This is a genomic window from Accumulibacter sp., assembly GCF_023806635.1.
Taxonomy (GTDB): Bacteria; Pseudomonadota; Gammaproteobacteria; order Burkholderiales; family Rhodocyclaceae; genus Accumulibacter.
This window is the reverse complement of record NZ_JAMTDQ010000048.1, coordinates 1-23,335: the sequence shown is the minus strand read 5'-3', so window position 1 is coordinate 23,335 and position 23,335 is coordinate 1. Positions and strand designations below refer to the sequence as shown.

At 66.0% G+C, this 23,335-nt stretch carries 20 protein-coding genes and 1 tRNA gene; 8 read left to right on the top strand and 13 right to left on the bottom strand.

Going from position 1 to position 23,335, the window contains the following annotated elements; all coding sequences use genetic code 11:
* Position 1: 1 nt before the first annotated feature.
* From ychF to NFW30_RS09925, 8 genes are all read right to left on the bottom strand, one after another.
* Entirely contained in the window at positions 2–1,093 is a 1,092-nt protein-coding gene (gene ychF, locus NFW30_RS09960) for a redox-regulated ATPase YchF (RefSeq protein WP_295353486.1), read from the bottom strand.
* A 16-nt stretch (positions 1,094–1,109) separates the two neighbouring features.
* Positions 1,110–1,679, bottom strand: a complete 570-nt coding sequence (gene pth / locus NFW30_RS09955; RefSeq protein ID WP_295353483.1) for an aminoacyl-tRNA hydrolase — start codon at positions 1,677–1,679, stop codon at positions 1,110–1,112.
* A 77-nt stretch (positions 1,680–1,756) separates the two neighbouring features.
* A complete protein-coding gene (locus NFW30_RS09950; protein WP_295353480.1) occupies positions 1,757–2,362 on the bottom strand; it encodes a 50S ribosomal protein L25/general stress protein Ctc in 606 nt (201 codons plus the stop codon).
* Between the two features lie 99 nt (positions 2,363–2,461).
* Positions 2,462–3,412: a ribose-phosphate pyrophosphokinase gene (locus NFW30_RS09945; RefSeq protein ID WP_295353477.1), complete on the bottom strand. Its 951-nt coding sequence runs from the start codon at positions 3,410–3,412 to the stop codon at positions 2,462–2,464.
* A gap of 89 nt (positions 3,413–3,501) precedes the next feature.
* Positions 3,502–3,578 (bottom strand) — tRNA-Gln (locus tag NFW30_RS09940).
* Positions 3,579–3,730: 152 nt separating this feature from the next.
* Complete coding sequence (ispE, locus tag NFW30_RS09935; protein WP_295353474.1) at positions 3,731–4,600, bottom strand: 4-(cytidine 5'-diphospho)-2-C-methyl-D-erythritol kinase; 870 nt, start codon at positions 4,598–4,600, stop codon at positions 3,731–3,733.
* Positions 4,597–5,229, bottom strand: a complete 633-nt coding sequence (gene lolB, locus NFW30_RS09930; protein ID WP_295353471.1) for a lipoprotein insertase outer membrane protein LolB — start codon at positions 5,227–5,229, stop codon at positions 4,597–4,599. The genes ispE and lolB overlap by 4 nt, the downstream gene beginning before the upstream one ends.
* On the bottom strand, positions 5,226–6,977 hold the full coding sequence (locus NFW30_RS09925) for a tetratricopeptide repeat protein (protein ID WP_295353468.1): 1,752 nt from the start codon (positions 6,975–6,977) through the stop codon (positions 5,226–5,228). The genes lolB and NFW30_RS09925 overlap by 4 nt, the downstream gene beginning before the upstream one ends.
* 95 nt (positions 6,978–7,072) lie before the next feature.
* Between NFW30_RS09925 and mutM the strand changes: the two genes are divergently transcribed.
* Both mutM and NFW30_RS09915 read left to right on the top strand, forming a co-directional pair.
* Positions 7,073–7,900 carry a bifunctional DNA-formamidopyrimidine glycosylase/DNA-(apurinic or apyrimidinic site) lyase gene (gene mutM / locus NFW30_RS09920; protein ID WP_295353465.1) on the top strand — a complete coding sequence of 276 codons (828 nt, stop codon included), beginning with the start codon at positions 7,073–7,075 and terminating at the stop codon, positions 7,898–7,900.
* 76 nt (positions 7,901–7,976) lie between these two features.
* On the top strand, positions 7,977–9,932 hold the full coding sequence (locus NFW30_RS09915; RefSeq protein WP_295353462.1) for a dynamin family protein: 1,956 nt from the start codon (positions 7,977–7,979) through the stop codon (positions 9,930–9,932).
* Positions 9,933–9,951: 19 nt separating this feature from the next.
* On the opposite strand, the gene NFW30_RS09910 is transcribed toward NFW30_RS09915, so the two are convergent.
* From NFW30_RS09910 to menB, 3 genes are all read right to left on the bottom strand, one after another.
* The gene (locus NFW30_RS09910; protein ID WP_295353459.1) at positions 9,952–12,045 is read right to left on the bottom strand and encodes an ATP-dependent helicase; all 2,094 of its coding nucleotides are present in this window, start codon (positions 12,043–12,045) and stop codon (positions 9,952–9,954) included.
* A 118-nt stretch (positions 12,046–12,163) separates the two neighbouring features.
* Positions 12,164–13,285 carry an o-succinylbenzoate synthase gene (gene menC / locus NFW30_RS09905; protein WP_295353457.1) on the bottom strand — a complete coding sequence of 374 codons (1,122 nt, stop codon included), beginning with the start codon at positions 13,283–13,285 and terminating at the stop codon, positions 12,164–12,166.
* A gap of 99 nt (positions 13,286–13,384) precedes the next feature.
* A complete protein-coding gene (gene menB / locus NFW30_RS09900; RefSeq protein ID WP_295353454.1) occupies positions 13,385–14,224 on the bottom strand; it encodes a 1,4-dihydroxy-2-naphthoyl-CoA synthase in 840 nt (279 codons plus the stop codon).
* Between the two features lie 126 nt (positions 14,225–14,350).
* Here menB and NFW30_RS09895 point away from each other — a divergent pair, with 126 nt between their 5' ends.
* Genes NFW30_RS09895 through NFW30_RS09875 form a run of 5 tightly spaced genes read left to right on the top strand, consistent with a single transcriptional unit; the run spans position 14,351 to position 21,377 of the window.
* On the top strand, positions 14,351–14,551 hold the full coding sequence (locus NFW30_RS09895; protein WP_295353451.1) for a hypothetical protein: 201 nt from the start codon (positions 14,351–14,353) through the stop codon (positions 14,549–14,551).
* Positions 14,552–14,560: 9 nt separating this feature from the next.
* Positions 14,561–17,347: a sensor histidine kinase gene (locus tag NFW30_RS09890; RefSeq protein ID WP_295353449.1), complete on the top strand. Its 2,787-nt coding sequence runs from the start codon at positions 14,561–14,563 to the stop codon at positions 17,345–17,347.
* An 18-nt stretch (positions 17,348–17,365) separates the two neighbouring features.
* A complete protein-coding gene (locus tag NFW30_RS09885; protein WP_034937074.1) occupies positions 17,366–17,734 on the top strand; it encodes a response regulator in 369 nt (122 codons plus the stop codon).
* Between the two features lie 3 nt (positions 17,735–17,737).
* On the top strand, positions 17,738–19,933 hold the full coding sequence (locus NFW30_RS09880; protein ID WP_295353445.1) for an exonuclease domain-containing protein: 2,196 nt from the start codon (positions 17,738–17,740) through the stop codon (positions 19,931–19,933).
* Positions 19,914–21,377 (top strand): DUF294 nucleotidyltransferase-like domain-containing protein, encoded by a 1,464-nt coding sequence (locus NFW30_RS09875; RefSeq protein ID WP_295353443.1) that lies wholly within the window; start codon positions 19,914–19,916, stop codon positions 21,375–21,377. The genes NFW30_RS09880 and NFW30_RS09875 overlap by 20 nt, the downstream gene beginning before the upstream one ends.
* Here NFW30_RS09875 and NFW30_RS09870 read toward each other — a convergent pair.
* The gene (locus NFW30_RS09870; RefSeq protein WP_295353441.1) at positions 21,374–21,814 is read right to left on the bottom strand and encodes a thioesterase family protein; all 441 of its coding nucleotides are present in this window, start codon (positions 21,812–21,814) and stop codon (positions 21,374–21,376) included. The two genes, NFW30_RS09875 and NFW30_RS09870, sit on opposite strands and share 4 nt — an antisense overlap.
* 56 nt (positions 21,815–21,870) lie before the next feature.
* Positions 21,871–22,050: a hypothetical protein gene (locus tag NFW30_RS09865; RefSeq protein WP_295353438.1), complete on the bottom strand. Its 180-nt coding sequence runs from the start codon at positions 22,048–22,050 to the stop codon at positions 21,871–21,873.
* A 117-nt stretch (positions 22,051–22,167) separates the two neighbouring features.
* Between NFW30_RS09865 and gcvA the strand changes: the two genes are divergently transcribed.
* Positions 22,168–23,136: a transcriptional regulator GcvA gene (gcvA, locus tag NFW30_RS09860; protein ID WP_295353435.1), complete on the top strand. Its 969-nt coding sequence runs from the start codon at positions 22,168–22,170 to the stop codon at positions 23,134–23,136.
* The last annotated feature ends 199 nt before the right edge of the window (positions 23,137–23,335 follow it).

Here is a 23,335-nt window from a genome sequence, read left to right as displayed (position 1 = left end):
ATCAGACGTTGAACAGGAAATTCAGCACATCGCCATCCCGGACGACGTATTCCTTGCCTTCGGCGCGCATCTTGCCCGCTTCGCGGGCGCCCTGTTCGCCCTTGCAGGCGATGAAGTCGACGAAGGAAATCGTCTGGGCGCGGATGAAGCCACGCTCGAAGTCGCTGTGGATGACGCCGGCGGCCTGCGGCGCCGTGTCGCCGATGTGGATGGTCCACGCACGGACTTCCTTGGGCCCGGCGGTGAAGTAGGTCTGCAGGCCGAGCAGTTGGTAGGCGGCGCGGATCAGGCGGTTGAGTCCGGGTTCATCGAAGCCGAGGTCGGCCAGGAAGACGGCCTTGTCGTCGTCTTCGAGGTCGGCCAGTTCGGCCTCGATCTTTGCGCAGAGGGCGACCACCGGTGCTCCCTCGGCGGCAGCATGCTGGCGGAGGCGGTCGAGGTGCGGATTGTTCTCGAAGCCGTCTTCGAGAACGTTACCGACGTACATCGTCGGCTTGATCGTCAGCAGGCAGAGCGGCTTGAGCAGCGCGCGATCTTCGGCGGTCATCTGCAGGGTGCGTGCAGGCCGGCCTTCATTGAGGTGGGGTTGCAGCCGCTCGAGGACGTTGACCATCTTCTGCGCCTCCCGGTCGCCAGCCCGTGCCTTCTTGATGTCGCGATTCAGGGTACGCTCGACGGCGCTCAGGTCGGCCAGTGCCAGTTCGGTGAGGATGGTCTCGATGTCCGCGAGCGGGTCGACACGGCCGGAGACATGGACCACGTTCTCGTCCTCGAAGCAGCGGACGACGCTGACGATGGCGTCCGTCTCGCGGATGTTGGCCAGGAACTGGTTGCCGAGCCCTTCGCCCTTCGACGCGCCGGCAACCAGGCCGGCAATGTCGACAAACTCGACGATCGCGGGTTGCACGCGCTGTGGTCTGGCGATGGCGGCGATCTGTTGCAGTCGCGGGTCGGGGACCTCGACGATGCCGACGTTCGGCTCGATGGTGCAGAAGGGATAGTTCTCGGCGGCGATTCCCGCTTTCGTCAAGGCGTTGAAAAGGGTGGACTTGCCGACGTTCGGCAGGCCTACGATCCCGCATTGGAGGCTCATACGCTGGTTTCCATGGTCAGACGGTCTTCAGGTGCAACTGGCGCTGTGCCGCGGCGTAGTCGCCGGCTGCCAGCAGCGGCCAGGCGAGGAGGCAGCGGTCGATGGCGGGGTCGATCAGGTCCCGCTCCTCGCGTCGCGGTGCCTTGAGAACATAGTTGACGACCTCGCTGCGATCACCCGGATGGCCGATTCCCAGTCGCAGCCGCCAGAAATCGGGCGTCGCCAGGCGCGACTGGATATCCTTCAGTCCATTGTGGCCACCGTTGCCACCCCCCTGCTTGAGACGGATGCTTCCGGGTGGCAGATCGAGATCATCGTGGACGACGAGGATCTCTTCGCTGGCGATGCGGTAGAAGCGGGCGAGGGACGCGACGGCCTGCCCGGAAAGATTCATGTAGGTCGTTGGTTGCACGAGCCAGAGATCATCGTGCCGCGCCAAGCGACCGAAGAACTTCCCTTGCGGCGTCAGCCGCAGCTGCAGTCGCCGCGCCAGATGGTCAAGGAACCAGAAGCCGACGTTGTGCCGCGTCTCTTCATACTCGCTGCCGGGGTTGCCGAGACCGACGATCAGGCGGGGTGCGGGCATGAGTTCTCGTGCGCGGGGAGGAACCGGGCCGCCGCCAACGGTGACTGCCTGGCAGCGGCCCGGTGGGTAAAGCAGCCCTAGGCGGCCGTCCCGGCTTCACCTTCGTCGGCACCGGCGCCACTCTTCCTGGCCGGAATCGACGCCACGACATAGTCGTCACCATGCAGCACCAGCTTGACGCCAGCGGGCAGGGCGACCTCGGAAGCATGAATCGAGTGGCCCGACTCGAGGTCCTTGAGGTCGACCTCGATGAAGGCCGGCAGATCCTGCGGCAGGCAACTCACCTCGATGTCGTTGTGCACGTGCGACACGTTGCCGCCGCTCAGTTTGACGCCGGGAGCCATCTCCGCATTGACGAAATGCAGCGGAACCCGCTGATGGATGAGGTGCTCGGTGTCAACCCGCTGGAAATCGCAGTGCAGGACGAGCGGCTTCCATGGGTGAACCTGTGAGTCACGCAGGACGACGCTCTCGGCGACGCCATCGACCCGCAGCGTCAGGACCGACGAGTGGAAGGCTTCCTTGGCGAGGTTGAGCAGGGCTTCGTTGTGATCGATATCGATCAGTTCTACCTCTTTCGGACCGCCGTAGATGATGGCCGGAACACGGCCCTGGCGACGCAGGCGGCGGCTCGCTCCGGACCCCTGCTGGGTGCGCTTGCGCGCTTCAATCTGAAACTTCATGGACAGCTCCTGGTTGGACGAACCCCGCCCGCGACCAGGCGGGGGGTTGAGAAGGAAGGTACGAGGCGGCGAGTCGCTGCTGCGGGCGGCTGCCTCCTGCTATTCGATGAACAGTGACGACACGGAGTCCTCGTTGCTGATGCGGCGGATCGTTTCCGCCAGCATGCCGGCGACCGAGAGAACGCGGATTCGCGGCGACTCCTGCGCGTCCTCACGCAATGGGATGGTGTCGGTGACGACCAGTTCGTCGAGGTCGGAGTGGTTGATGCGGTCGACGGCCCTGCCCGAGAGGACGGGGTGCACGCAGTAGGAGAGCACCTTCTTCGCCCCGTGTTCCTTGAGTGCGGTGGCTGCCTTGCAGAGCGTGCCGGCGGTGTCGACCAGGTCGTCCATGATGACGCAGGTACGGCCTTCGACCTCGCCGATGATGTTCATGACCTCGGAGACATTGGCTTTCGGGCGCCGCTTGTCGATGATCGCCAGATCGCATTCGAGGCGCTTGGCGAGTGCGCGGGCGCGGACGACGCCACCGACGTCCGGCGAGACGACCAGCAGCTTGTCGAAGTCATTCTTCCAGACGTCGCCGAGCATGATCGGCAGCGAATAGATGTTGTCGACGGGGATGCTGAAGAAGCCCTGGATCTGCTCCGTATGCAGGTCCATCGTCAGCACGCGGTGTACGCCGGCGGCAGTGAGCAGATCCGCCACCAGTTTGGCGGCGATGGAGACGCGAACCGAGCGCACGCGGCGGTCCTGGCGCGCATAGCCGAAATACGGGATGGCGGCCGTGATGCGGGCGGCCGAGGCGCGCTTGAGCGCGTCGACCATGATCAGCAGCTCCATCAGGTTCTCGTTCGCCGGCGCGCAGGTGGACTGCAGGATGAAGACATCCATGCCGCGCACGTGTTCCTGGATCTCGACGCTGATCTCGCCGTCCGAGAAGCGCCCGACATGCGCACGACCGAGCGAGATGCTGAGGTGCTTGACGACATCCGCGGCGAGAGCCGGGTTGGCGTTGCCGGTAAAGACCATCAGGCTGTCGTAGGCCATCTTGTGCTTCCCCTGGGGCTCTGCGCCAGGGCGCCCCACAAAGCAAGACGGGCAGGTAAGGAAGCCTGCCCGCGTTGACAGAAATCGGATGGCTGGGGAAGAAGGATTCGAACCTTCGAATGCCGGAATCAAAATCCGGTGCCTTGACCAACTTGGCGACTCCCCAGCGGTCTCTCACTACGCCGTGATGGCGAGCGAGGCGCGAATTATAGCGGGGATTCGCCAGGAAAAAAAGGGCGCCGGCCGGTGCGCGGACTCCGGTGCCAGCCGTCCGCAGACCGCTTTGCGCGCGCGGCGCCGCGCCTCGTCGCCGCCAATTCAGCCCGCCAGATCGAGAAGCGGGTGCGCGCCAGCGCCGGCGCTCGTCCAGGCACGCAGCCCGGGCGGCAGGCGCCGCAGCACGGTCGCCGCCTCATGCGGGTCGCTGCACTCGGCGAAGACACAGGCGCCCGAACCCGTCATGCGGGCGCGGGCGGGTGCCGCTGCCGCCGACAGGTGGCGGAGGCACCCGGCGATCGCCGGGAAGCGGGTGCAGGCGACCGCCTCGAGGTCATTGCCGATATCGTCCGGGGTCCAGCCGCGAGCGTCGATTGGCGGCGAGTCGCGGCGCAGTTCGGGGGCGGCAAAGATGGCTGCGGTCGGCACCTGCACCGGCGGCTCGACGACGACATAGCAGCGCGGCGGCAGCTCGACCGCTCGCAGCGTTTCGCCGACGCCCTCGGCAAAGGCGTTGCGACCGAAGATGAAGACCGGTACGTCTGCGCCGAGGGTCAGGCCGATTTCCTGCAGGCGCTGGCGCGGCAGGGCGAGCTGCCAGAGATGATTGAGGGCGAGCAGGACACTTGCCGCGTCGGAGCTGCCTCCGCCAAGCCCGCCACCCATCGGCAGGTGTTTGTCGATGCGGATGTCGACGCCTTGCCGGCAGCCGCTGGCGTCCTGCAGGAGGCGAGCCGCGCGCACGCTCAGGTCGTTCTCCGGCGGCACGCCGGGCAAGGGTGTGAGCAGCCGTACCGCCGCATCGGCGCGCGGCGAGAAATGCAGTCGGTCGGCGTGGTCGAGAAAGCGGAAGACCGTCTGCAGCAGGTGGTAGCCGTCAGCGCGCCGGCCGGTCACGCGCAGGAACAGGTTGAGCTTGGCCGGTGCCGGGTAGCTGCTGTCCCAGCTCCAGCGGCCGCCGGCCGCGTTCACTGCGCGTCATCCGTCGCCGTGGGCAAGCGCCACTCCTCGATGCGCAGGCGCAGCACGAAGTCGTCCTCCCGTTCGACGAACAGGCGGCTGGGCAGCGCCTGTGGTGTGTCGTCGTCGTACTCGTACACGATCCGCCAGTCCTCGTGTTGCAGCCGCAACGGACGGCCGAGCGCGTCGCGTTCGAGGCGTGCGTCGTCGGCATGGCCGCCGCGCAGCCAGCCGAGAAGTCGGACGAGGCCGATCGGCTGGCCGAGGACGCTCTGCAGCAGTTCGTCGCTGCTGGCGGCGGTCTGCTCGCTGCCGTCGCTGCGGCGCAGGCGCGCCCCGGAGGCGTCGCCGACGATCTCGGCCAGGCCCTGGCCGAACGGCGATGCCAGCAGCAGACTGTCGCTTTCGCCGGCATGATGCCACTCGATCCTGCCGGCGTAGCTCTGCGCGGCGTGGCGCAGCGTGAAGCGGCCGACGAGAACGAAGTCCTGCAGATGGTCGCGCTGCAGCGCAGCCGGCCGGTACTGCAGGAGCGGTGGCTGGCTGCTGCAGGCAGCCAGCGCGAGCGCCGCGACCAGCAGCCCAAGACAACGACACGCTGCCTCCCGGTTGCCGGGCGAGAAAGCGCTTCTCCGGCTCACGGGCTGAACTTCCTGATCGCCTCGTTGAGAGCCTCGTTCGATGGATCCTTCTTCTGCGCCTCGAGCATGATCCGCTGCGCCTCGTGCTTGCGACCGAGAGACCACAGGACCTCGCCGAGGTGGGCTGCGATCTCGGCATCATGGCGCTGTGCGAGGGCACGTTGCAGGTACTCGAGGGCACCCTCCAGATCGCCCTGGCGGTACAGGACCCAGCCCATGCTGTCGAGGATGTAGCCGTCGTTGGGGGCGAGTTGCAGTGCCCTTTCGATCAGTTGCCGCGCCTCGGCTAAACGCATGTTGCGGTCGGCGTAGGTGTAGCCGAGCGCATTGTGGGCCTGCGCATTTTCCGGTTGCAGCTCGATCAGTTTCCGCAGGCGGCTCTCGGCTGCCTCCAGGTTGCCCAGTCTTTCGCTCAGCAAGGCCGATTCGTAGAGCAGCTCGGGTTGTTGCGGCTGCTGCCTGAGTTCGCTTTCGAGGATGGCCAGTGCCGCTTCGGTCTGCTTTGCGTCGCGCAGCAACGCGGCTTCGGCGATCACCAGCTGCACGCGCAACTCGGGCCGGCTGGCGGCAGCCTGCTGGAGCAGGCTGCGTGCCTCGTCGAGCTTGCCGGCGCGGGCGACGATCGCGGCGCTGCGCAGTTGCGCCGGCAGGTACTGGTCGCCTGGACCAACCTGCCCGTAGTGGGCGAGCGCCTCGTCGGGCCGCTTGCCGTCTTCCGCAATCTGACCGAGGTAGTAGTAGGGCGCGCTCTTGTTCGGCAGTTCGAGTGTCAGCAGGTGCTTGAGCTGCTTTTCGGCGAGCGCGACGTCGTTTTCCTGCAGTGCCAGCAGGGCGACCGGGAAAACGACCTCCGGCTTGTCCGGGTAACTCAGGAGCAGGTGGTCGAAGTGACGCCTGGCCTCGCTGTAGCGCTTTTCCCCGACCAGGAGTCGTGCCAGGTGCAACTCGGCATCCGGCGACTTCGGATGGCGGGCGACGAAGCCCTGCAGCGCGCTGATCGCCGCCGCCGGCGACTTCTGGGCAAGCAGCTGCGCTTCGAGCAATGCCGCCGCTTCCCAGTCAGGACGCAACGCCAGAGCCTGCCGCGCTTCGGCGAGCGCGCGTGCCTCCTGGCCGGCGCTGCTGGCAGCTATGGACACCGCGTAGTGCGCTTCGGCGAGGCCAAAGAACGGAGCGCAGACCTGACTGACGAGCGCCAGAACAGCTTGCCGATCCGGGCTGCGGGCGAACATCCGGTTGAGCGCCACGAGGTTTGCCGGCAGGGCAGCAGGGTCACTCTGGAGCATGCTGATCAACTGCGGGGCGAGGCCGTCGAGTTGATTGCTCATGACCTGAACGCCGACCAGCACCTGCTGCGCGCGCTTCGACTCCGGCTCGACCTCGACCCACAGGCGTGCGAGCGCGAGGACCAGTTCGACCCGCCGCGCCTGCCCGGACACTTCGACGGCGCGGGCGATGATGGCGGGGTCGCGCGTACGGCGCGCCAAGTCGGCATAGGCTTCGCTGGCGAATTCGCTCTTGCCCCTCTGCAGGGCGACTTCTGCCAGCAGTGCCTGGTAGATGACCTGCCCGCTGAGCCCGCTGTAGTCCTTGTCGTCGGTACGCGGCGGCAGTGACGGTGCCTTGCGGGACTGACGGCTCGACGACGCGGCCTGCTGGCTGATGATCGCTTCTTCGGCAGCGAACGATGGAACGTTGCAGGCGAGCGCGAAGGCGACGCAGAGGGCCCTGGGGGTGATCGGTTTCATTTCTTCCTTGCCTGACGCAGACGGTTGCGCGAAACGACGGCTGCTTTGCGTCATAATCCGTCCGCGCATGTTATGGACTTTTCGTGGTTGCAGCAATGCCGGAACTCCCCGAAGTCGAAGTCAGTCGCCAGGGATTGCTCCCCTTTCTGTCGCAGCAACGCATTGCTGGCGCCATCGTGCGGACGCCGCGACTGCGGCATGAGATTCCCGCGGGCCTCGACGCGCGTCTCGCCGGCCTGCGTGTCGAGGCGATAAGGCGCCGCGGCAAGTATCTGCTTTTCGACTGCCAGGGCGAGCATGCCGGTGGCTGCCTCATCCTGCATCTCGGCATGTCCGGCAGCCTGCGGCTGGTGGCGCCGGCGACGCCGGCGCAGGCGCACGATCATTTCGACCTGCTGTTCGCAGACACCGTCCTTCGCCTGCGTGACCCGCGGCGCTTCGGAGCGCTGCTCTGGCACGAGGGCGAAGGGGTCGAGACGCATCCTCTGCTTGCCGGTCTCGGCATCGAGCCTCTGTCGGCGGCCTTCGATGGCGACTGGCTGCATGCGGCAACGCGCGGGCGTCGTGCGCCGATCAAGCCGTTGTTGATGGACAGCCGGCTGGTGGTCGGTATCGGCAACATCTATGCAGCCGAGAGTCTCCACCTCGCGGGCATTTCGCCGCGCCGCGCGGCCAACCGCATCAGTCATGCGCGCTGTCACCTGCTGGCGGCAGCCGTCCGCTCGACCTTGTCGGCAGCGATCGCCGCCGGCGGCAGCAGTGTGCGCGACTATGTGCACAGTGATGGCGGCGCCGGCTGCTTCCAGCTCAGGTGCGCCGTCTACGATCGAGCCGGCGAACCCTGTCCGGCGTGTGGAGGGCCGGTGAAGATGATCCGGCAGGGCGGACGATCGAGCTTCTACTGCCCACGCTGCCAGCGCTGAAGCGGCAACGGGGTGCCAGGGAGGCACGACGACTTTGTGATAGAGTGCCGGCACCGACATTGTCCTGGATTCTGCCATGACGCTTGCCCAACACTTTGCCGCCTACAGCGAATGGCGTGCCCGTGTTTCGGAAATCATCGGAAAGTTCTCGGGCTGGTTGCTGGACCACGAGCTGAACGATGCGCAGACCGACAGACGGCTTGCGCGCCTGCTCGAGAAGCTGCGCGAGGATCGCCTGCAGGTGGCGTTCGTCGCCGAGTTCTCGCGCGGCAAGTCGGAACTGATCAACGCCATCTTCTTCGCCGGCTATGGCAACCGTGTCCTTCCCTCGACGGCTGGCAGGACGACGATGTGTCCGACGGAGCTGCTGTTCGACCGGAGCAAGGTGCCGTCGATCGAACTGCTGCCGATCGAGACACGCGAGGCAAGGACGAGCATCAGCGAGTACCGCCGCTTTCCTGACGAGTGGCACACCGTAGCGATCGACACGACCTCGGCCGAGGCCATGCAGGAGGCGCTGCGGCACGTCAGCGACGTCATCCGCGTGCTGCCGTCGGTGGCCGAGAGCCTCGGTTTCACGCTTGCCGACGGTGACTCGGAAGTGTTGCGCCGCGGTGACGACGGTTGCGTCGAGATTCCCCGCTGGCGGCATGCGGTGATCAACTTCCCGCATCCACTGCTCGAGCAGGGTCTGGTGATCCTTGACACGCCGGGTCTCAACGCCATCGGCACCGAACCCGAACTGACGCTTTCGCTGTTGCCGAACGCGCATGCCGTGTTGTTCATACTGGCTGCCGACACCGGCGTGACCCAGTCCGACCTGACGGTCTGGCGCGAACACATCGCTGCGGCTGGTGGCCGCAGCAAGGGCCGCATCGTCGTCCTCAACAAGATCGACACGCTGTGGGACGAACTCAAGTCGGCGCCGGAGATCGCCGCCGAGATCGAGCGGCAGGTCGACACCTGTGCCTGGACGCTCGATCTGGCGGAGAAGCAGATTTTCCCCGTCTCGGCGCAGAAGGCATTGGTGGCCAAGATCAACGACGACGGCGAGCTGTTGCAGCGCAGTCGTCTGTCAGAACTGGAGACAGCCCTCTCGCAAGAGCTGATTCCAGCCAAGCAGGAGATCGTTCGCGACGGCATCGAAGCGGAGTTCGCCGACTGCTTCCAGCGCACGCGCAGCCTGCTCGATTCGCGCCTCGCCGGCTTGCACGAACAACTCACCGAACTGACCGAATTGCGCGGCAAGAACAAGGGTGTCGTCGAGTACATGATGGGCAAGGTGCGTGTCGAGAAGGAGGAGTTCGAGTCCGGCCTGCAGCGCTACTATGCCGTGCGCAGTGTCTTTTCGCAGTTGACGAACAACCTGTTCGCGCACCTCGGTCTCGATGCGATGCGCATGCTGAGTACGACGACACGCGAGGCGATGGCCAAGGCCACCTTCTCGAAGACGCTGGCGGCAGCGATGACCCACTATTTCGACGAGGCGCGCGGCAGCCTGCAGCGATCGGAGGACGATGTCAAGGAGATCAAGTCCATGATGGAGGCGATCCACAAGAAGTTTTCGGTCGAGCACGGCCTCAAGTTGGGGACGCCAGTAGGCTTTTCGCTGCTGCGCTACGAGAAGGAGATCGACCGCCTCGACGACTGGTGCCAAACGCACGTCAGCAGCATGTTCCAGCTGATGGTGCATGAGAAGAGCCAGTTGGTGCAGCGCTTCTTCGAGGAGGTGGCGGTGCAGGTGCGCAAGACCTTCGAGCGCGCCAATCGAGACGCCGAGTCATGGTTGAAAGCGGTCATGGCGCCGCTGGAGATCCAGATCCGCGAGCACCAGATTCATCTCAAGCGGCGACTCGAGAGCATCAAGCGGATCCATCAGGCGACCGATACGCTTGAACAGCGGATCGACGAGCTGCAGCATGTCGAGGACAAGCTGTTCCAGCAGATGAAGTCGTTGAGCCAGGTCGGCCAGGAGTTTTCCGAAGTGCTGCGGCAGGAGGTCGACGGCGAAGTGGATCGTCGCGCTGCCTGACGCGACGGCGCGCCGCCCTTCATTCCCACATCGCACGCATCCGCGCCGTCAGGTCGAACACCTGCTGCCGAGCGTGCGGATTGGCAGGCGCCACCTCGACGGCCGGCGGCGGCCAGGAAAGTTGCTCATAGTCGGGCAGCAGTGCGTGCGGGATGAAACGCGTGCGCGCGGCATGGACGTGCCGGTCGCCGTGGGCCGGCTGCTGCGTGACGTGGAAACGCTGCGGCAGGATCAGCTCCAGGTGTGTCCGCGCTCGGGTCATGGCGACGTAGAGCAGCCGTCGCTCCTCCTCCAGAGCCGCCGTCGAGCCGGTTGCCATGTCTGACGGGATGCAGCCATCGACTGCATTGAGGACGAACACGGCGGTCCATTCCTGCCCCTTGGCGGAGTGGATCGTCGACAGGATCAGGTAGTCCTCGTCGAGCAGCGGCGGACCGGCCTGGTCGCTGCAGGCGGCAGGCGGGTCGAGCGCCAGTTCGGTGAGGAAGCGCTCGGCATTCGGATAGGTGGCGGCGATCAAGGCCAGCTGTTCGACGTCCGCCTGCCGCGGCAGCGGGTGTTCGTGCAGGCGCTCGACCTGTTCCAGATACCAGTGGCAGACCCGCTCGCATGCCGCCGGCCATGGTGCGCCGCCGGGGCTGCAACCGGCGATCAGGGCAGCGAACTCGTGCCAGGCGGGCCGCGCCGCCTCGGCCACCGGCTGCTCCTCGAGCAACAGGCAGCCTGACGCCGCCGCTGCGATGTTCTCGAGCACACGACTGGCACTTTTCGGCCCGATCCCGGCCACCAGTTGCATGGCACGGAAACCGGCCAGGTGGTCACGCCGGTTCTGCCCCCAGCGGAGGATGGCGAGGACGTCCTTGACGTGCGCGGCTTCGAGGAATTTCAGGCCACCGAACTTGACGAAGGGAATGTTGCGCCGCCGCAGTTCGAGCTCGACACGCACGCTGTGCTGCGCGGTGCGGAACAGCACCGCCTGCGACTTCAGACGGACACCGCCTTCGCGGCGCGCGAGCACCTGCTCGACGACGTAGGCTGCCTGGTCGGCCTCGTCACGCACGGTGGTGAGGCGCGGTTTCTCGCCGGCGCGGCGCTCGCTCCACAGATCCTTGGTGAAGCGCTCGCTGGCGAGCGCGATCACCCGGTTGGCGGCGTCGAGGATCGGTTGCGTAGACCGGTAATTGCGATCGAGGGTCAGTACCTGCGCGGGTGGCTCGAAGTGGCGCGGGAAGTCCAGGATGTTGCGCACCGTTGCGCCGCGAAAGGCGTAGATCGACTGCGCGTCGTCGCCGACGACGGTGAGGCCGGTGCCGTCGGGTTTCATCGCCAGCAGGATCGTTGCCTGCAGGCGGTTGCTATCCTGGTACTCGTCTACCAGAACGTGGCTGAAGCGATCGCCGATCTCGCGACCGAGTTCGCCCTCGCCGACCATCTGTGCCCAATAGAGGAGCAGGTCGTCGTAATCGAGTACCTGCTGTGCCTGCTTGCTGCGCACGTATTCACGGAACAGGCTCTTGAGCTCGGTTTCCCATTCGGCGCACCACGGAAAGCTGGTCTGCAGCACTTCGCCGAGCTTCGCCTGCGTGTTCAGCACCGCCGAGTAGATCGCGAGACAGGTTCCCTTCAGCGGGAAGCGCTTTTCCCTTGCCGAAAAACCGAGACCGTGGCGGGCGAGGTTGAGCAGGTCGGCCGAATCCTGCCGGTCGAGGATGCTGAACGCGGGGTCGATGCCGATGCGCGCGGCGTACTCGCGCAGCAGTCGGGCACCGATGGCGTGAAAGGTGCCTGCCCAGGGCAGCAGCGGTGCGCCTGCCGCACGCCGGCCGAGGAGTTCCCCGACGCGGCGGCTCATCTCGCCGGCGGCACGGCGCGAGAAGGTGAGCAGGAGCAAGTGGCCCGGGTCGACGCCGCAGTCGACCAGCTGCGCGACACGGTGCGCGAGCGTGCTTGTCTTGCCCGAGCCGGCGCCGGCAATCACCAGCAAGGGGGGGTGCCGCTGTTCTCCGCCGCGGTGTGCTTCGATGCCGAAGCCAACCGCAACCCGCTGCGCCCGGTTGAGCGACGCGAGTCGCTCGACCGGGGCATTCGGGTAGTCGTCATCAGGAATGCGCATCCTCGATCCGCTGCTCACGGCTGTCGCATGCGGTTGCCCGGCGCGCATCCTGCCAGCCACTCGTGCGGCAGCCTGCTGGCCCGTGTCGTCGACAACACCGTCTCCCTGGTCACTGTGATTATCGACAGTATAACCGCTCGATCGGCAGGAAGCGTCGCTGCGCGTCGGGCACGAAGCCGAGCCCTTCCGAGGCGTCGAGCAGCAGCAGGCCGCGGCCGATGCGAGGTGGCGACCCGGTATCCTCCTGCAGCCACGTCGAGGTGGCCAGACCGTGTGCCAGCCCGTTGTCGAGTGCTGCCGCGACGTGAGCGGCAGCCGTGATGCCGCAGGCGCTGTCGAGGCTGCTGGTGATGATGCATTCGACGCCGGCGTGGCTGGCGTGGCGCGCCAGTGCGAAGGCTGGCAGCAGGCCGCCATGGCGCGGCGGCTTGATCACCAGCCGGCGCACCGCCCGCCGCTCGACGAGGGACTCGCTGTCGAGGTGACCGATCGATTCGTCGACGGCAATGGCGATCGCCGTGCTGTCCTGCAGTGCCTGCAGCCGGTCGATGTCGGGAGCCGCCAGTGGTTCCTCGAGCATCTCGATCGGCAGATTGGCGCAGTCCTGCAGGAAGCGGGCCGCCGCCGCGTCCGACCAGGCCCGGTTGGCGTCGAGGCGCAGGCGGCAGCCGGGCGGCAGGACGGTGGCGACCCGCTGCAGGCGCGCGACCTCGTCGTCGATGGTGAGCACGCCGACTTTCAGCTTGAGAATCGCGAAGCCGGCGTTGCAGGCGGCGCGAACGTCCGTGGCGCGGAGGTTGCGCAGGCTGCCACAGGCGGCGCTGATCCGTACCGGTGGGGGTGGCGCGGAGCCCATCTCGTGCCGCTGCCGGGTGCCGCCGAGGTAGACCGCAAGCGGCATCCCGGAACCCTGCGCGAGCAGGTCGAGCAGCGCCGTCTCGACGGCACAGCGCGCAACCGGTGTCGGGCAGTCGCCGTGCGGATCGAGCCGCTCGAGCGCTGCCGGGGCGGTCAGGCCGATCAGCGGCGGCAGCAGCGAGCGCAGCGCCTGCGCTGCGGCCGGCGCGTTCTCGCCACCGCTGCCGGGCAGCGGCGCGCAGTCACCGTAGCCGCGGCGACCGCTGTCGTCCTGCAGGCAGAGCAGCCAGCCGCAGCGTTCGCCGACGCTGGCGCCCGCCGTCAGCCAGGGCGACCGCAGCGGCAGGCGATAGGGATGAACGCTCGCTGCGGCGACCTTCATCGGCGGCTCGGCCGCTCGCCTGAAATGGCTGCCAGCTTCCCACCGCCGGGCCGGCGCGAGGAGTCCCGGCCGCTGTCGCAGCGTGGGCGCCGATGGCGCTCAGGGCCGCCGGCGATAGCGCGCAAAATCCGGTTGCCGCTTCTCGATCCAGGCGTTGCGTCCCTCCTGGCCTTCGGCGGTCATGTAGAAGAGGCCGGTGGCGTTTCCGGCGAGTTCCTGGATCCCGGCAAGACCGTCGGTATCGGCGTTGAAGCCGGCCTTGATCATGCGCAGCGCCATCGGCGAGAGCTGCAGCATCTCACGACACCAGCGCACCGTCTCCTCCTCGAGTCCGGCGAGGGGTACGACCGCGTTCACCAGCCCCATCGACAACGCCTGCGCCGCGTCGTACTGGCGGCAGAGCAGCCAAATCTCCTTCGCCCGCTTGAGACCGATCGTCCTCGCCATCAGCCCGGCACCGAGGCCGGCGTCGAAACTGCCGACGCGCGGGCCTGTCTGACCGAAGCGGGCGTTGTCGGCGGCGATCGTCAGGTCGCAGACGAGATGCAGGACGTGCCCGCCACCGATCGCGTAGCCGGCGACCATCGCCACCACGGGCTTCGGGCAGCGGCGAATCTGCATCTGCAGGTCGAGCACATTGAGGTGCGGCATGCCGGCTTCGTCGTGGTAGCCGCCGTCGTCGCCGCGCACGAACTGGTCGCCGCCCGAGCAAAAAGCGATGTGTCCGGCGCCGGTCAGGATGATGACGCCGATGGTGGCGTCGAACTGCGCGCGGTGCATGGCATCGATCATTTGCTCGATGGTTTCGGGGCGAAAGGCATTGCGTCGCTCGGGCCGATTGATGACAATGCGGGCGATGCCTTCGGCAGCGTCGTAGAGGATGTCGCTGTAGGCGTCGTCGGCGATGCGAGGTTGCCAGTCGAGAGCGGGGCGGATCATCCGGGTTGTTCCTCGGCGAAGGGGGGAAGGCGGCAGTATAGCGGTTGACGACGACGGACTGGCTGCTGGCCGCGTGCCTTCGGGCGTGCTGCGCGGCCTGCCGTCACCATTGGCGAGGAGGCTCTGATGCAGCGCAGGATACTCGGCAGGGATCGCTTGGTCGCGGCTTTTTTTGCTGGCTGCGTGCTGTTCAACTACCCGCTGCTGTCGGTCTTCGACCGGCCGAGCGAAGTCTTCGACATCCCGATGATCTTCGCCTACATCTTCTTCGCCTGGGCCCTGGTCATTGCCCTGATGGCCTGGGCGATCGAAGCCCGTTCCGGCTAGGCGGTGACGATGCTGCAAGCGCCGGTACTGATCGCCGCCTCGCTGCTCTACCTCGGCCTGCTGTTCGCCGTTGCCTGGTGGGGCGACCGGCGAGCCGATCAGGGGCGTTCGCTGATCGACAGTGCGACGATCTACGCCCTGTCGATGGCCGTCTACTGCACGACCTGGACTTTCTACGGCAGCGTCGGCCGCGCTGCCGTCTCGGGGATCGGTTTCCTGCCGGTCTACCTCGGGCCGACACTGGTGATGGCGCTCGGCTGGTTCATCCTGCTGAAGATGATCCGCATCGTCAAGGCCAATCGCATCACCTCGATCGCCGACTTCATATCGTCGCGCTACGGCAAGAGCCATCTCCTCGGCGGCCTGGTGACGATCATCGCGGTCGTCGGCATCGTTCCCTACATCGCGCTGCAGTTGAAGGCGGTATCGAGCACGGTCGCACTGCTGCTGGGCTATCCCGACATCGTCATGCTACCCCGCAGCCCGACGATGTCGGTGGCAGCCGACATCAGCTTCTACATCGCGCTGATCCTGGCGGCGTTCACCATCGTCTTCGGCACCCGCCACCTCGATGCCACCGAACGCCACGAAGGCATGGTGGCGGCGATCGCCCTCGAGTCGGTGGTCAAGCTGGTGGCGTTCATCGCCGTCGGCGTCTTCGTCACCTACGGACTTTATGGGGGCTTCGGCGACATCTTCGAACATCTCGCGACGCACCCGGAACTGCAGCGGCTGACGACCGCGATTCCGTCCGGCCAGGGATATACCGGGTGGTTCTCGCTGATCGTCCTCTCGGCGCTGGCGGTTCTCTTCCTGCCACGCCAGTTCCAGGTGGCGGTCGTCGAGAACGTCAACGAGTCGCACCTCAGGCGCGCCGCCTGGCTGTTTCCGCTCTACCTGCTGCTGATCAACATCTTCGTCCTGCCGATCGCACTCGGTGGGCTGATGCATTTTGCGGGTGAGGGTGTCGATGCCGACACCTTCGTGCTGACGCTGCCGATGTCGCAGCGGCAGGAGGGGCTGGCGCTGCTGGTGTTCATCGGCGGCCTGTCGGCCGGTACGGGGATGGTCATCGTCGAGACCATCGCCCTGTCGACGATGGTCTGCAACGACCTCGTGATGCCGCTGCTGCTGCGCCATCGGCGGCTCGGGCTGGCCGAGTCGAAGGACCTCTCCGGTCTGCTGCTGGGCATCCGGCGCGGCGCCATTGTCCTCATCCTGCTGCTCGGCTATTGCTACTTCCGGCTGGCGGGCGAGGCCTATGCGCTCGTCGCCATCGGTCTCATCAGTTTTGCCGCCGTGGCCCAGTTCGCGCCGGCGATCATCGGCGGCATGTACTGGCGGGGCGGCACGCGCGGCGGGGCGCTGGCCGGTCTGCTGGCGGGTTTCGTCGTCTGGGGCTACACGCTGCTGCTGCCGTCCTTCGCCAAGTCGGGATGGCTGCCGGGAGACTTCCTGACACAGGGGCTGTTCGGCATCGAGCTCCTGCGCCCGCTGCAACTGTTCGGATTGAGCGGCATCGACGAGATCTCGCATTGCCTGTTCTGGAGTTTCCTCGCCAACATCGGCGCCTATGTCGGCGTCTCGCTTCTGCGACCGCCGATGGTCGCCGAGGCGACGCAGGCGACGGTTTTCGTCGATGCGCTGCAGGAGACCGGGCCGATCGGCGCCGTTCTCTGGCGCGGCCGGGCGAAGGTCAGCGACCTGCAGGAACTGGTCGGGCGCTTTCTCGGCCCGGCACGGGCGGAAGTGGCGTTTGCCGGCCATCTCCGTCGCCATGGCGGCCGGCAGGGGGACAAGCAGGAGGCCGATGCCCGCCTGGTGCAGTTTGCCGAATCGTTGCTCGCTGGTGCCATCGGCAGCGCCTCGGCTCGCGTCATGGTCGCCTCGGTGGCCAAGGAGGAGCCTCTGAGCATCGAGGAGGTGATGCACATCCTCGACGAGGCGTCGCAACTGCGCACCTACAGCCGCGAACTGGAGCGCAAGTCGCGCGAGCTGACGGCGGCGACCCTCGAACTGCGCGAGGCGAACGAGCGCCTGCAGGAACTCGATCGCGTCAAGGACGACATCATGTCGTCGGTGACGCACGAGTTGCGCACGCCGCTCACCTCGATCCGGGCCTTCTCGGAACTGCTGCGAGATGATCCGAGGATGCATCTGCCGGACCGCGAACGTTTCCTCGGCCTGATCGTCAGCGAGACCGAGCGCCTGACGCGGCTGATCAACCAGACCCTCGATCTGGCGAAGATCGAGTCCGGACGCGCCGACTGGAATGCCTGCGAGCTCGATCTGAAGGAAGTGATCGAGCAGTCGGTGGCGGCGACCAGCCAACTTTTTCGCGAGAAAGAGGCGCATGTCGATCTCGATCTGCCGGATAATCTCCCGCAGATCATGGGCGACCGAGACCGCCTGATCCAGGTCATGCTGAATCTGCTGTCGAACGCGGCCAAGTTCCTGCCGCCGGGCAGTGGTCGGGTGCGGGTGGTGTTGTCCCTGCTGGCAGACGGACTGCAGGTCAGCGTCACCGACAACGGGCCGGGGATACGGCCGCAGGATCAGGAGCTGATCTTCGAGAAGTTCCGCCAGGTTGGCGACACGATGACCGCCAAGCCGTCGGGAACCGGTCTCGGCCTGCCGATCAGCCGGCGCATCGTCGAGCATCTCGGTGGCCGGTTGTGGGTGGAGAGCGTCCCGGGCGAGGGCGCGACCTTCCTGTTTACCCTGCCTTTTGCGCTGCAGCACGAGCTGGCGGTTGGGCAGCATGAGCAGCCTGGCCAGTGCGGCGGGCGTGGTTGATGGAGGAGCGGAGTACCGATGAACAAGAAGATTCTGATTGCCGACGACGAGCAAAACATCGTCATTTCGATCGAATTCCTGCTGCGCCGGGAGGGTTTCGAGGTGCTCGTCGCGGGCGATGGCGAAGAGGCACTGGCAAAGGTTCGGGGCGAGAGGCCGGACCTCGTGCTGCTCGACGTGATGATGCCGAAGATGAATGGCTTCGATGTCTGTCAGGCATTGCGCTCCGATCCGGATCTCTCTGCCACGCGGATCCTGATGCTGACGGCCAAGGGGCGCGACACGGAGGTGAGCAAGGGGCTGGGGCTCGGCGCCGACGGCTACATGACGAAGCCCTTTTCGACCAAGGAACTGCTGGCCGAGGTGCGCAAGCTGCTCGGCATGTAAGTGATGACAGTCCCGCGCAAGCTCATCCTCGCGGTCCTTGCTGCCAGCCTGTTCACGCTTGTCCTTGTCGGCGCGACGGCGGCATTGATGCTGGCCGGCGAGCCCGATGCGGCGGGCGTCGGCAGGTCGCCAGAAGAGCGTGTCGTCGTTCTGGTCGTGTTGCTGTTGCTTGCCGGTACATTCTGCGGCTGGCTGATCGCCCGGCTGCATGATCTGTACGCAGCGGCGCCCCTGCGCATGGCGGAAGAGGTGACGGCGACCCTGGCGCACGGCGCTTTGCGAGTGGCTGAGCAGGGTGCGACCGAGTTGCGGGTGCTGGCGCAGGCGGTCAATCAGTTACTCGCGTTGCGCGAGGCGAACGAGAGCGACGTCGCCGGGCGGGTGCGCGAGGCGCGGGCATCGCTCGAGGAAGAGAGGAGCCGGCTGGCGGCCCTGATGGCGGACCTCAGCCAGAGCGTCGTCGTCTGCAACCTGGATGGGCGTGTGCTGCTCTACAACCAGCGTGCCCGGCAGGAGCTGACGGCCGGGTCCGATGGCGGCCAGGCCGAGTTGCTCGGGCTCGGTCGCTCGATCTACACGGTTTTCGATCGCGCCCTCCTCACGCACGCGCTCGAGCGCCTGCAGCAGGCCAGCCGCGAACTCGGCGAGGCGGACCGAAGGCAACTCCTCGGTTCGGCCCAGTTCGTCACGGCGACGCCGGCCGGTCGCCTGCTGCGGGCGCACATGTCGCCGGTTCTCGGCGGCGACGGGCCGCACCATACACAGGTTGGTGGCCTGTCGATCACGGGCTTCGTCCTCGTTCTCGAGGACGTGACCAGCAGCAACGAGCGGCATGCGCGGCGTGACGCGCTGATCCAGTCGCTGATCGAGGGCGGGCGCGGACCGCTGGGCAGCATCCGCGCCGCGGCGGAGATGCTGTCCGATGTGGCAGACATGCCGGTGCAGCAGCGTGCCCGCTTCCTGCGGGTGGTCCACGACGAGGCGGCGAAGCTGTCGGTGCAGTTCGAGGCAGCAGCCAGTGCGTTCTCGAACGACCTGCGCGAGCGCTGGTTGCTGGAGGAGATGCGCGGTGCCGAAGTGCTGGTCGTCGCCGCCCGGCGCATCGGCGAGAGGCGGTCCGGCGAGCGGCGGGCCTTGGCGGTGAAGACCGAGAACGTCGACGAAGATTTGTGGTTGCGCGTCGATGGCTACGGCCTGTTCCAGGCGTTGCGCTACCTCGCCCTGCGCCTGCAGGACGAGTACGGGGTGCGCGAGGTCCGCCTCTCTCTGGCCCGTAGTGGGCAGTTGGCGCAACTGGACCTGTCGTGGCTGGGTACCTTCATGAACAACGAAACGGCGATGAGCTGGCTGCAGGACTCGATGTCGATCGCCGGCGAGGCCTCCCCGCTCAGCGTCACCGATGTCGTCGAGCGTTGCAATGGCGACATCTGGTTTCAGCGTGAACGGGTGTCACATCGCGCCTTCTTTCGCACCATGTTGCCGATCGCCGAGGCGCCGACCGACCTGCCACGGGCAGTCATCGCCGCGGCCGAGGGGGAGCGCCCGGAGTTCTACGATTTCGATCTGTTCAGCTGGTCGGATGCCAGTCACGAGCTCGACGAGCGACTCCTCACGGAACTCTCCTACACCGTCTTCGATACCGAGACCACCGGACTGCAGCCGTCACAGGGAGACGAGATCATCCAGATCGGCGCGACGCGGATCGTCAATCGTCGTCTGCTTCGCCACGAATGCTTCGACCAGCTCATCAATCCGCAGCGCCGGCTGTCGCCGCAGTCGATCGAGGTGCACGGCATCACGCCCGAACTCCTCGTCGACCAGCCGACGATCGATGTCGTGTTGCCGAAGTTTCGCGCGTTCTGCGCCGATACGGTACTCGTCGGACACAATGCCGCTTTCGACATGCGATTCCTGCAGCTCAAGGAAGTGCAGACGGGCGTGCGCTTCGAGCAGCCGGTTCTCGATACCTTGCTGCTGTCGGCGGTGCTGCACAGCAACCAGCCGACGCACCGGCTGGAGGCGATCGCCGAGCGGCTCGGGGTGTCGGTATTCGGTCGTCACACGGCGCTCGGTGACGCGATGGTGACCGGCGAAGTCTTCCTGAAGATGCTGCCGCTGCTCGCCGAGATGGGTATCCGCACGCTGCGGCAGGCCCGCGAAGCCAGCCAGAAGACCTTCCATGCCCGGCTCAAGTACTGAGCACGCGGCGAGCGTCGCCCCCTTCTCGTCCTACGCCTCGCTGCGCTCGCTGGTACGCGGCGAGGCGCTGACCGTCGCACCGGCGACCAGTGTACGGGATACCCTGTTGCTCCTCGACCGGCGACAAGCCGACGCGGTGGTCGTCGTCGATCAGCACAGCAGGATGCCGCTCGGCATCCTGACGCTGCACGACGTGGTGCGACGGATTGCCCTCGATACCTGCGATCTGCAGGCTCCGGTTGCGTCCGTGATGACGAGCGGCCTGATCACCGTGCCGGCCGACGGCACCGCGCATCAGGCGAGCGTGGTGATGGTTCGCCGTGGCGTGCATCATCTGGTGCTCACCGAGAGTGACGGCAGCTATTTCCACCTGGTTTCGCAGGCCGACCTGCATTCCCTGCCGGGCGCACGCCAGGGCGAACTCGTGCAGGCGATCCTTGGTGCTCGCGATGTCGCCACCCTGGTTGCCTTGGCGCGCGAACTCCGGGAATTCGTTGCCCGCCTCGTTGCCGAGCGCGCTGGGGCAGAAACACTTTGCCAGCGCATTTCCACGCTCAACGATCTGCTGACGATGCAGGTGATCGAAGTGCTCGGCGGGCAGTTCGATCTCCCCTACGTGCCCTGGTGCTGGCTGGTCTTCGGCTCGGAAGGAAGGCTGGAGCAGACGCTGGCCACCGATCAGGACAACGGTTTGATCTTTGCAGCCGAATCGGATGACGACGCACCCGCGCTGCGGGAGGCGTTCCTGCCCTTTGCACGGTCGGTCAATGAGACGCTCGACGCCTGCGGTTTTCCGCTCTGCAAGGGCAACATCATGGCCAGCAACCCGCAGTGGTGCCTGTCCACGAGCGAATGGCGGGCGGCCTTCTTCGGCTGGCTGACCGATCCCCAGCCCGACGCGCTGCTCAACTCGAGCATCTTCTTTGATCTGCGGGCCCTTTACGGACAGGACGGGCTGGCCAATGAGCTCCGTGCGTGGCTCCTGGAAACGGCCGCGTCCTACCCGATCTTCATGCGTGCGATGGTCGAGAACTCACTCAACTGGGAGTCGCCACTGAACTGGTGGAAGGGGTTCCGCTACGACCGCGACAAGGAGTTTCCGCATACCATCGACCTCAAGAAGCACGGTTCGCGTCCCTTCGTCGATGCTGCACGGATCTACGCCCTCGCGCTGCGCATCCCCGATACAAACACCGTCGAACGGTTGCGCGTCATGGGCGAGAGCAGGGGTATCGCCGACTCGGAACTGGCGGCGCTCGTCGATGCCTTCCAGCACATCCAGCGTCTACGCCTGGCGCGCCAGGCGGCAACGCCGCTGCTGGCCGGGACCAACCGGGTCGATCCGGATGAGTTGCACGAACTCGACCGACTGATCCTCCGGGAATCGCTGCGGCAGGTCCAGAACCTGCAGCGGAGGCTGAGTCGCGACTACCTGCCCGCTTAGGCCGGGCAGGTGCCGGCCGTTGCGCGGCGGCGGAATGCTTCCGGTACCGGCGCCGTCTGGCGCAGTCGGTAGTCGAAGAAAACGATCCCCGTCTTGCCGCGGGCGACCTCGCGCCGGCTCGACGTTTCGTTCATGCACCAGAGTAGGTCGCAGCCCTTGCTGGTGAAATCGGCAGCCGTCATGCGGACTGCCATGACTTCGCCGGCGAACGCCTCCGAACGGTACTGCAGGGCTGCGTCGGCGATGATGATGCCGAGGCCCTCGACATCGAGTTCGCTGTAGCCGAGCGAGCGGAAGAAGCGGGCGCGGGCCTCCGACACCACCGACAGCAGCAGCGCGTTGTCGAGATGCCCGCCATAGTTCATGTGGCCGACGTAGAGCGCGATTTCGGTCGAGAAGCTGAATTTCTCGGGGAGATCGATCCGTATTCTTGGCATGCCTCGGTCCTGGCCTGAAGGTCGCGTGAGGCTCCCATTCTAGGCCATGGCGCCAATCACTGGCGGGCGGTCGGCGACATCAGCAGTGCGTGCAGGAACCTGTCGGTCCATCTGGCGAGCGTGTGCAACGCCCGGTGCGTACCGCTGGCGATCAGGTCACCAGCAGCGATGCTCCGCTGATGGCGGGCTCTTTCAACAATCATCATCATCTGGTCGCGGTCAAGATCGGTTTTCATTTGTTTCTTCCTGGTTGTTTTCCCGGTTGTTCCGGGAGGGTGTCGCCACTGTATTCGCTTGCCAGGATGGCGGCAAACGATCAATAATCACGCAACAGGTGAAAAAATCTCATCCGTATGACCTATCGCCTTCCAGCACTGAACTCGCTGCGTGCCTTCGAAGCAGCGGCCCGGCACCTGAGTTTCAAGGACGCAGCGGCCGAACTGTCGGTGACGCCGACGGCGATCAGTCACCAGATTCGTGGCCTGGAGGAATACCTCGGCTTCGAGTTGTTCCGGAGGCTGACTCGGGCCCTGGAACTGACGCGCGAAGGCCGGCTGATGCTGCCGAAGGTGCGCGAGGGGTTGCAGTGCTTTGCCGCGGCGATCGAGAGTACGCGTCAGCGCGAGCCCGGCGGGCGCCTGCTGCTGACGACGCCGCCGGCCTTTGGCAGTCGCTGGTTGATCCGCCATCTGCCTGGCTTCACCGCCGAGCATCCCGAAGTGCGGTTGCACATGTCGGCGTCGATCGAGACCATCGACGCGCGGGATGCCGGACGTGTTTCGGGGCTGGCGAGGGTCGACCTGCGCGAGGACGAGACCGAAGTGTTCATCCGCTTCGGCCGCGGACAGTATGATGGTTGCCGGGTGGACCGCCTGTTTTCACCGCGCTATGCCGTCGTTTGCAGTCCGCGCCTGCTGTTCTCGATGCGCCCGCTGAAGGTGCCGGCGGATCTCCGCTGGCACAATCTCCTGCACGACGAGTCGATCATGGAACTGCTCGATCGCCCGACCTGGGCCGAATGGCTCCACCTCGCCGGCGTAAACGGCATCGATCCCGACGCGGGTACCCACTTCAGCGACTCCGGACTGGTGCTGTCAGCGGCGATCGATGGCGTCGGTATCGCCCTCGCCTCGCAACCACTGGTCGAGGCAGAGGTGGCGGCTGGCAGGCTGGTGCAGCCCTTCGATCTCGTCATCCGCCGCACGCAGGCCTACTACCTGGTGGTGCCGGAGGCCGTGGCCGAGCGCCCGCCCGTACAGTCGTTCCGGCAGTGGCTGCTGCGCGAGGCGGCGAAGGTCGTTCAACCTAGATTCCTCAGTTGAAGCCAGGAATGGCAGCTAAGTTGCTATGAAGATTGGATTTTTCGAATGTCTCTGGGACACCCAAAAGGAACTGTGGCGCAGTTGCCAAAATCGGCCGCAAAGCCTTGCCAAATCTGGCGTTCATCAAATCCGGTCAAGGCTTAAGGCGATATTGTTGATTGTTCATACCGTTGTATGCGATATTTCGAGTCAGTTCTCA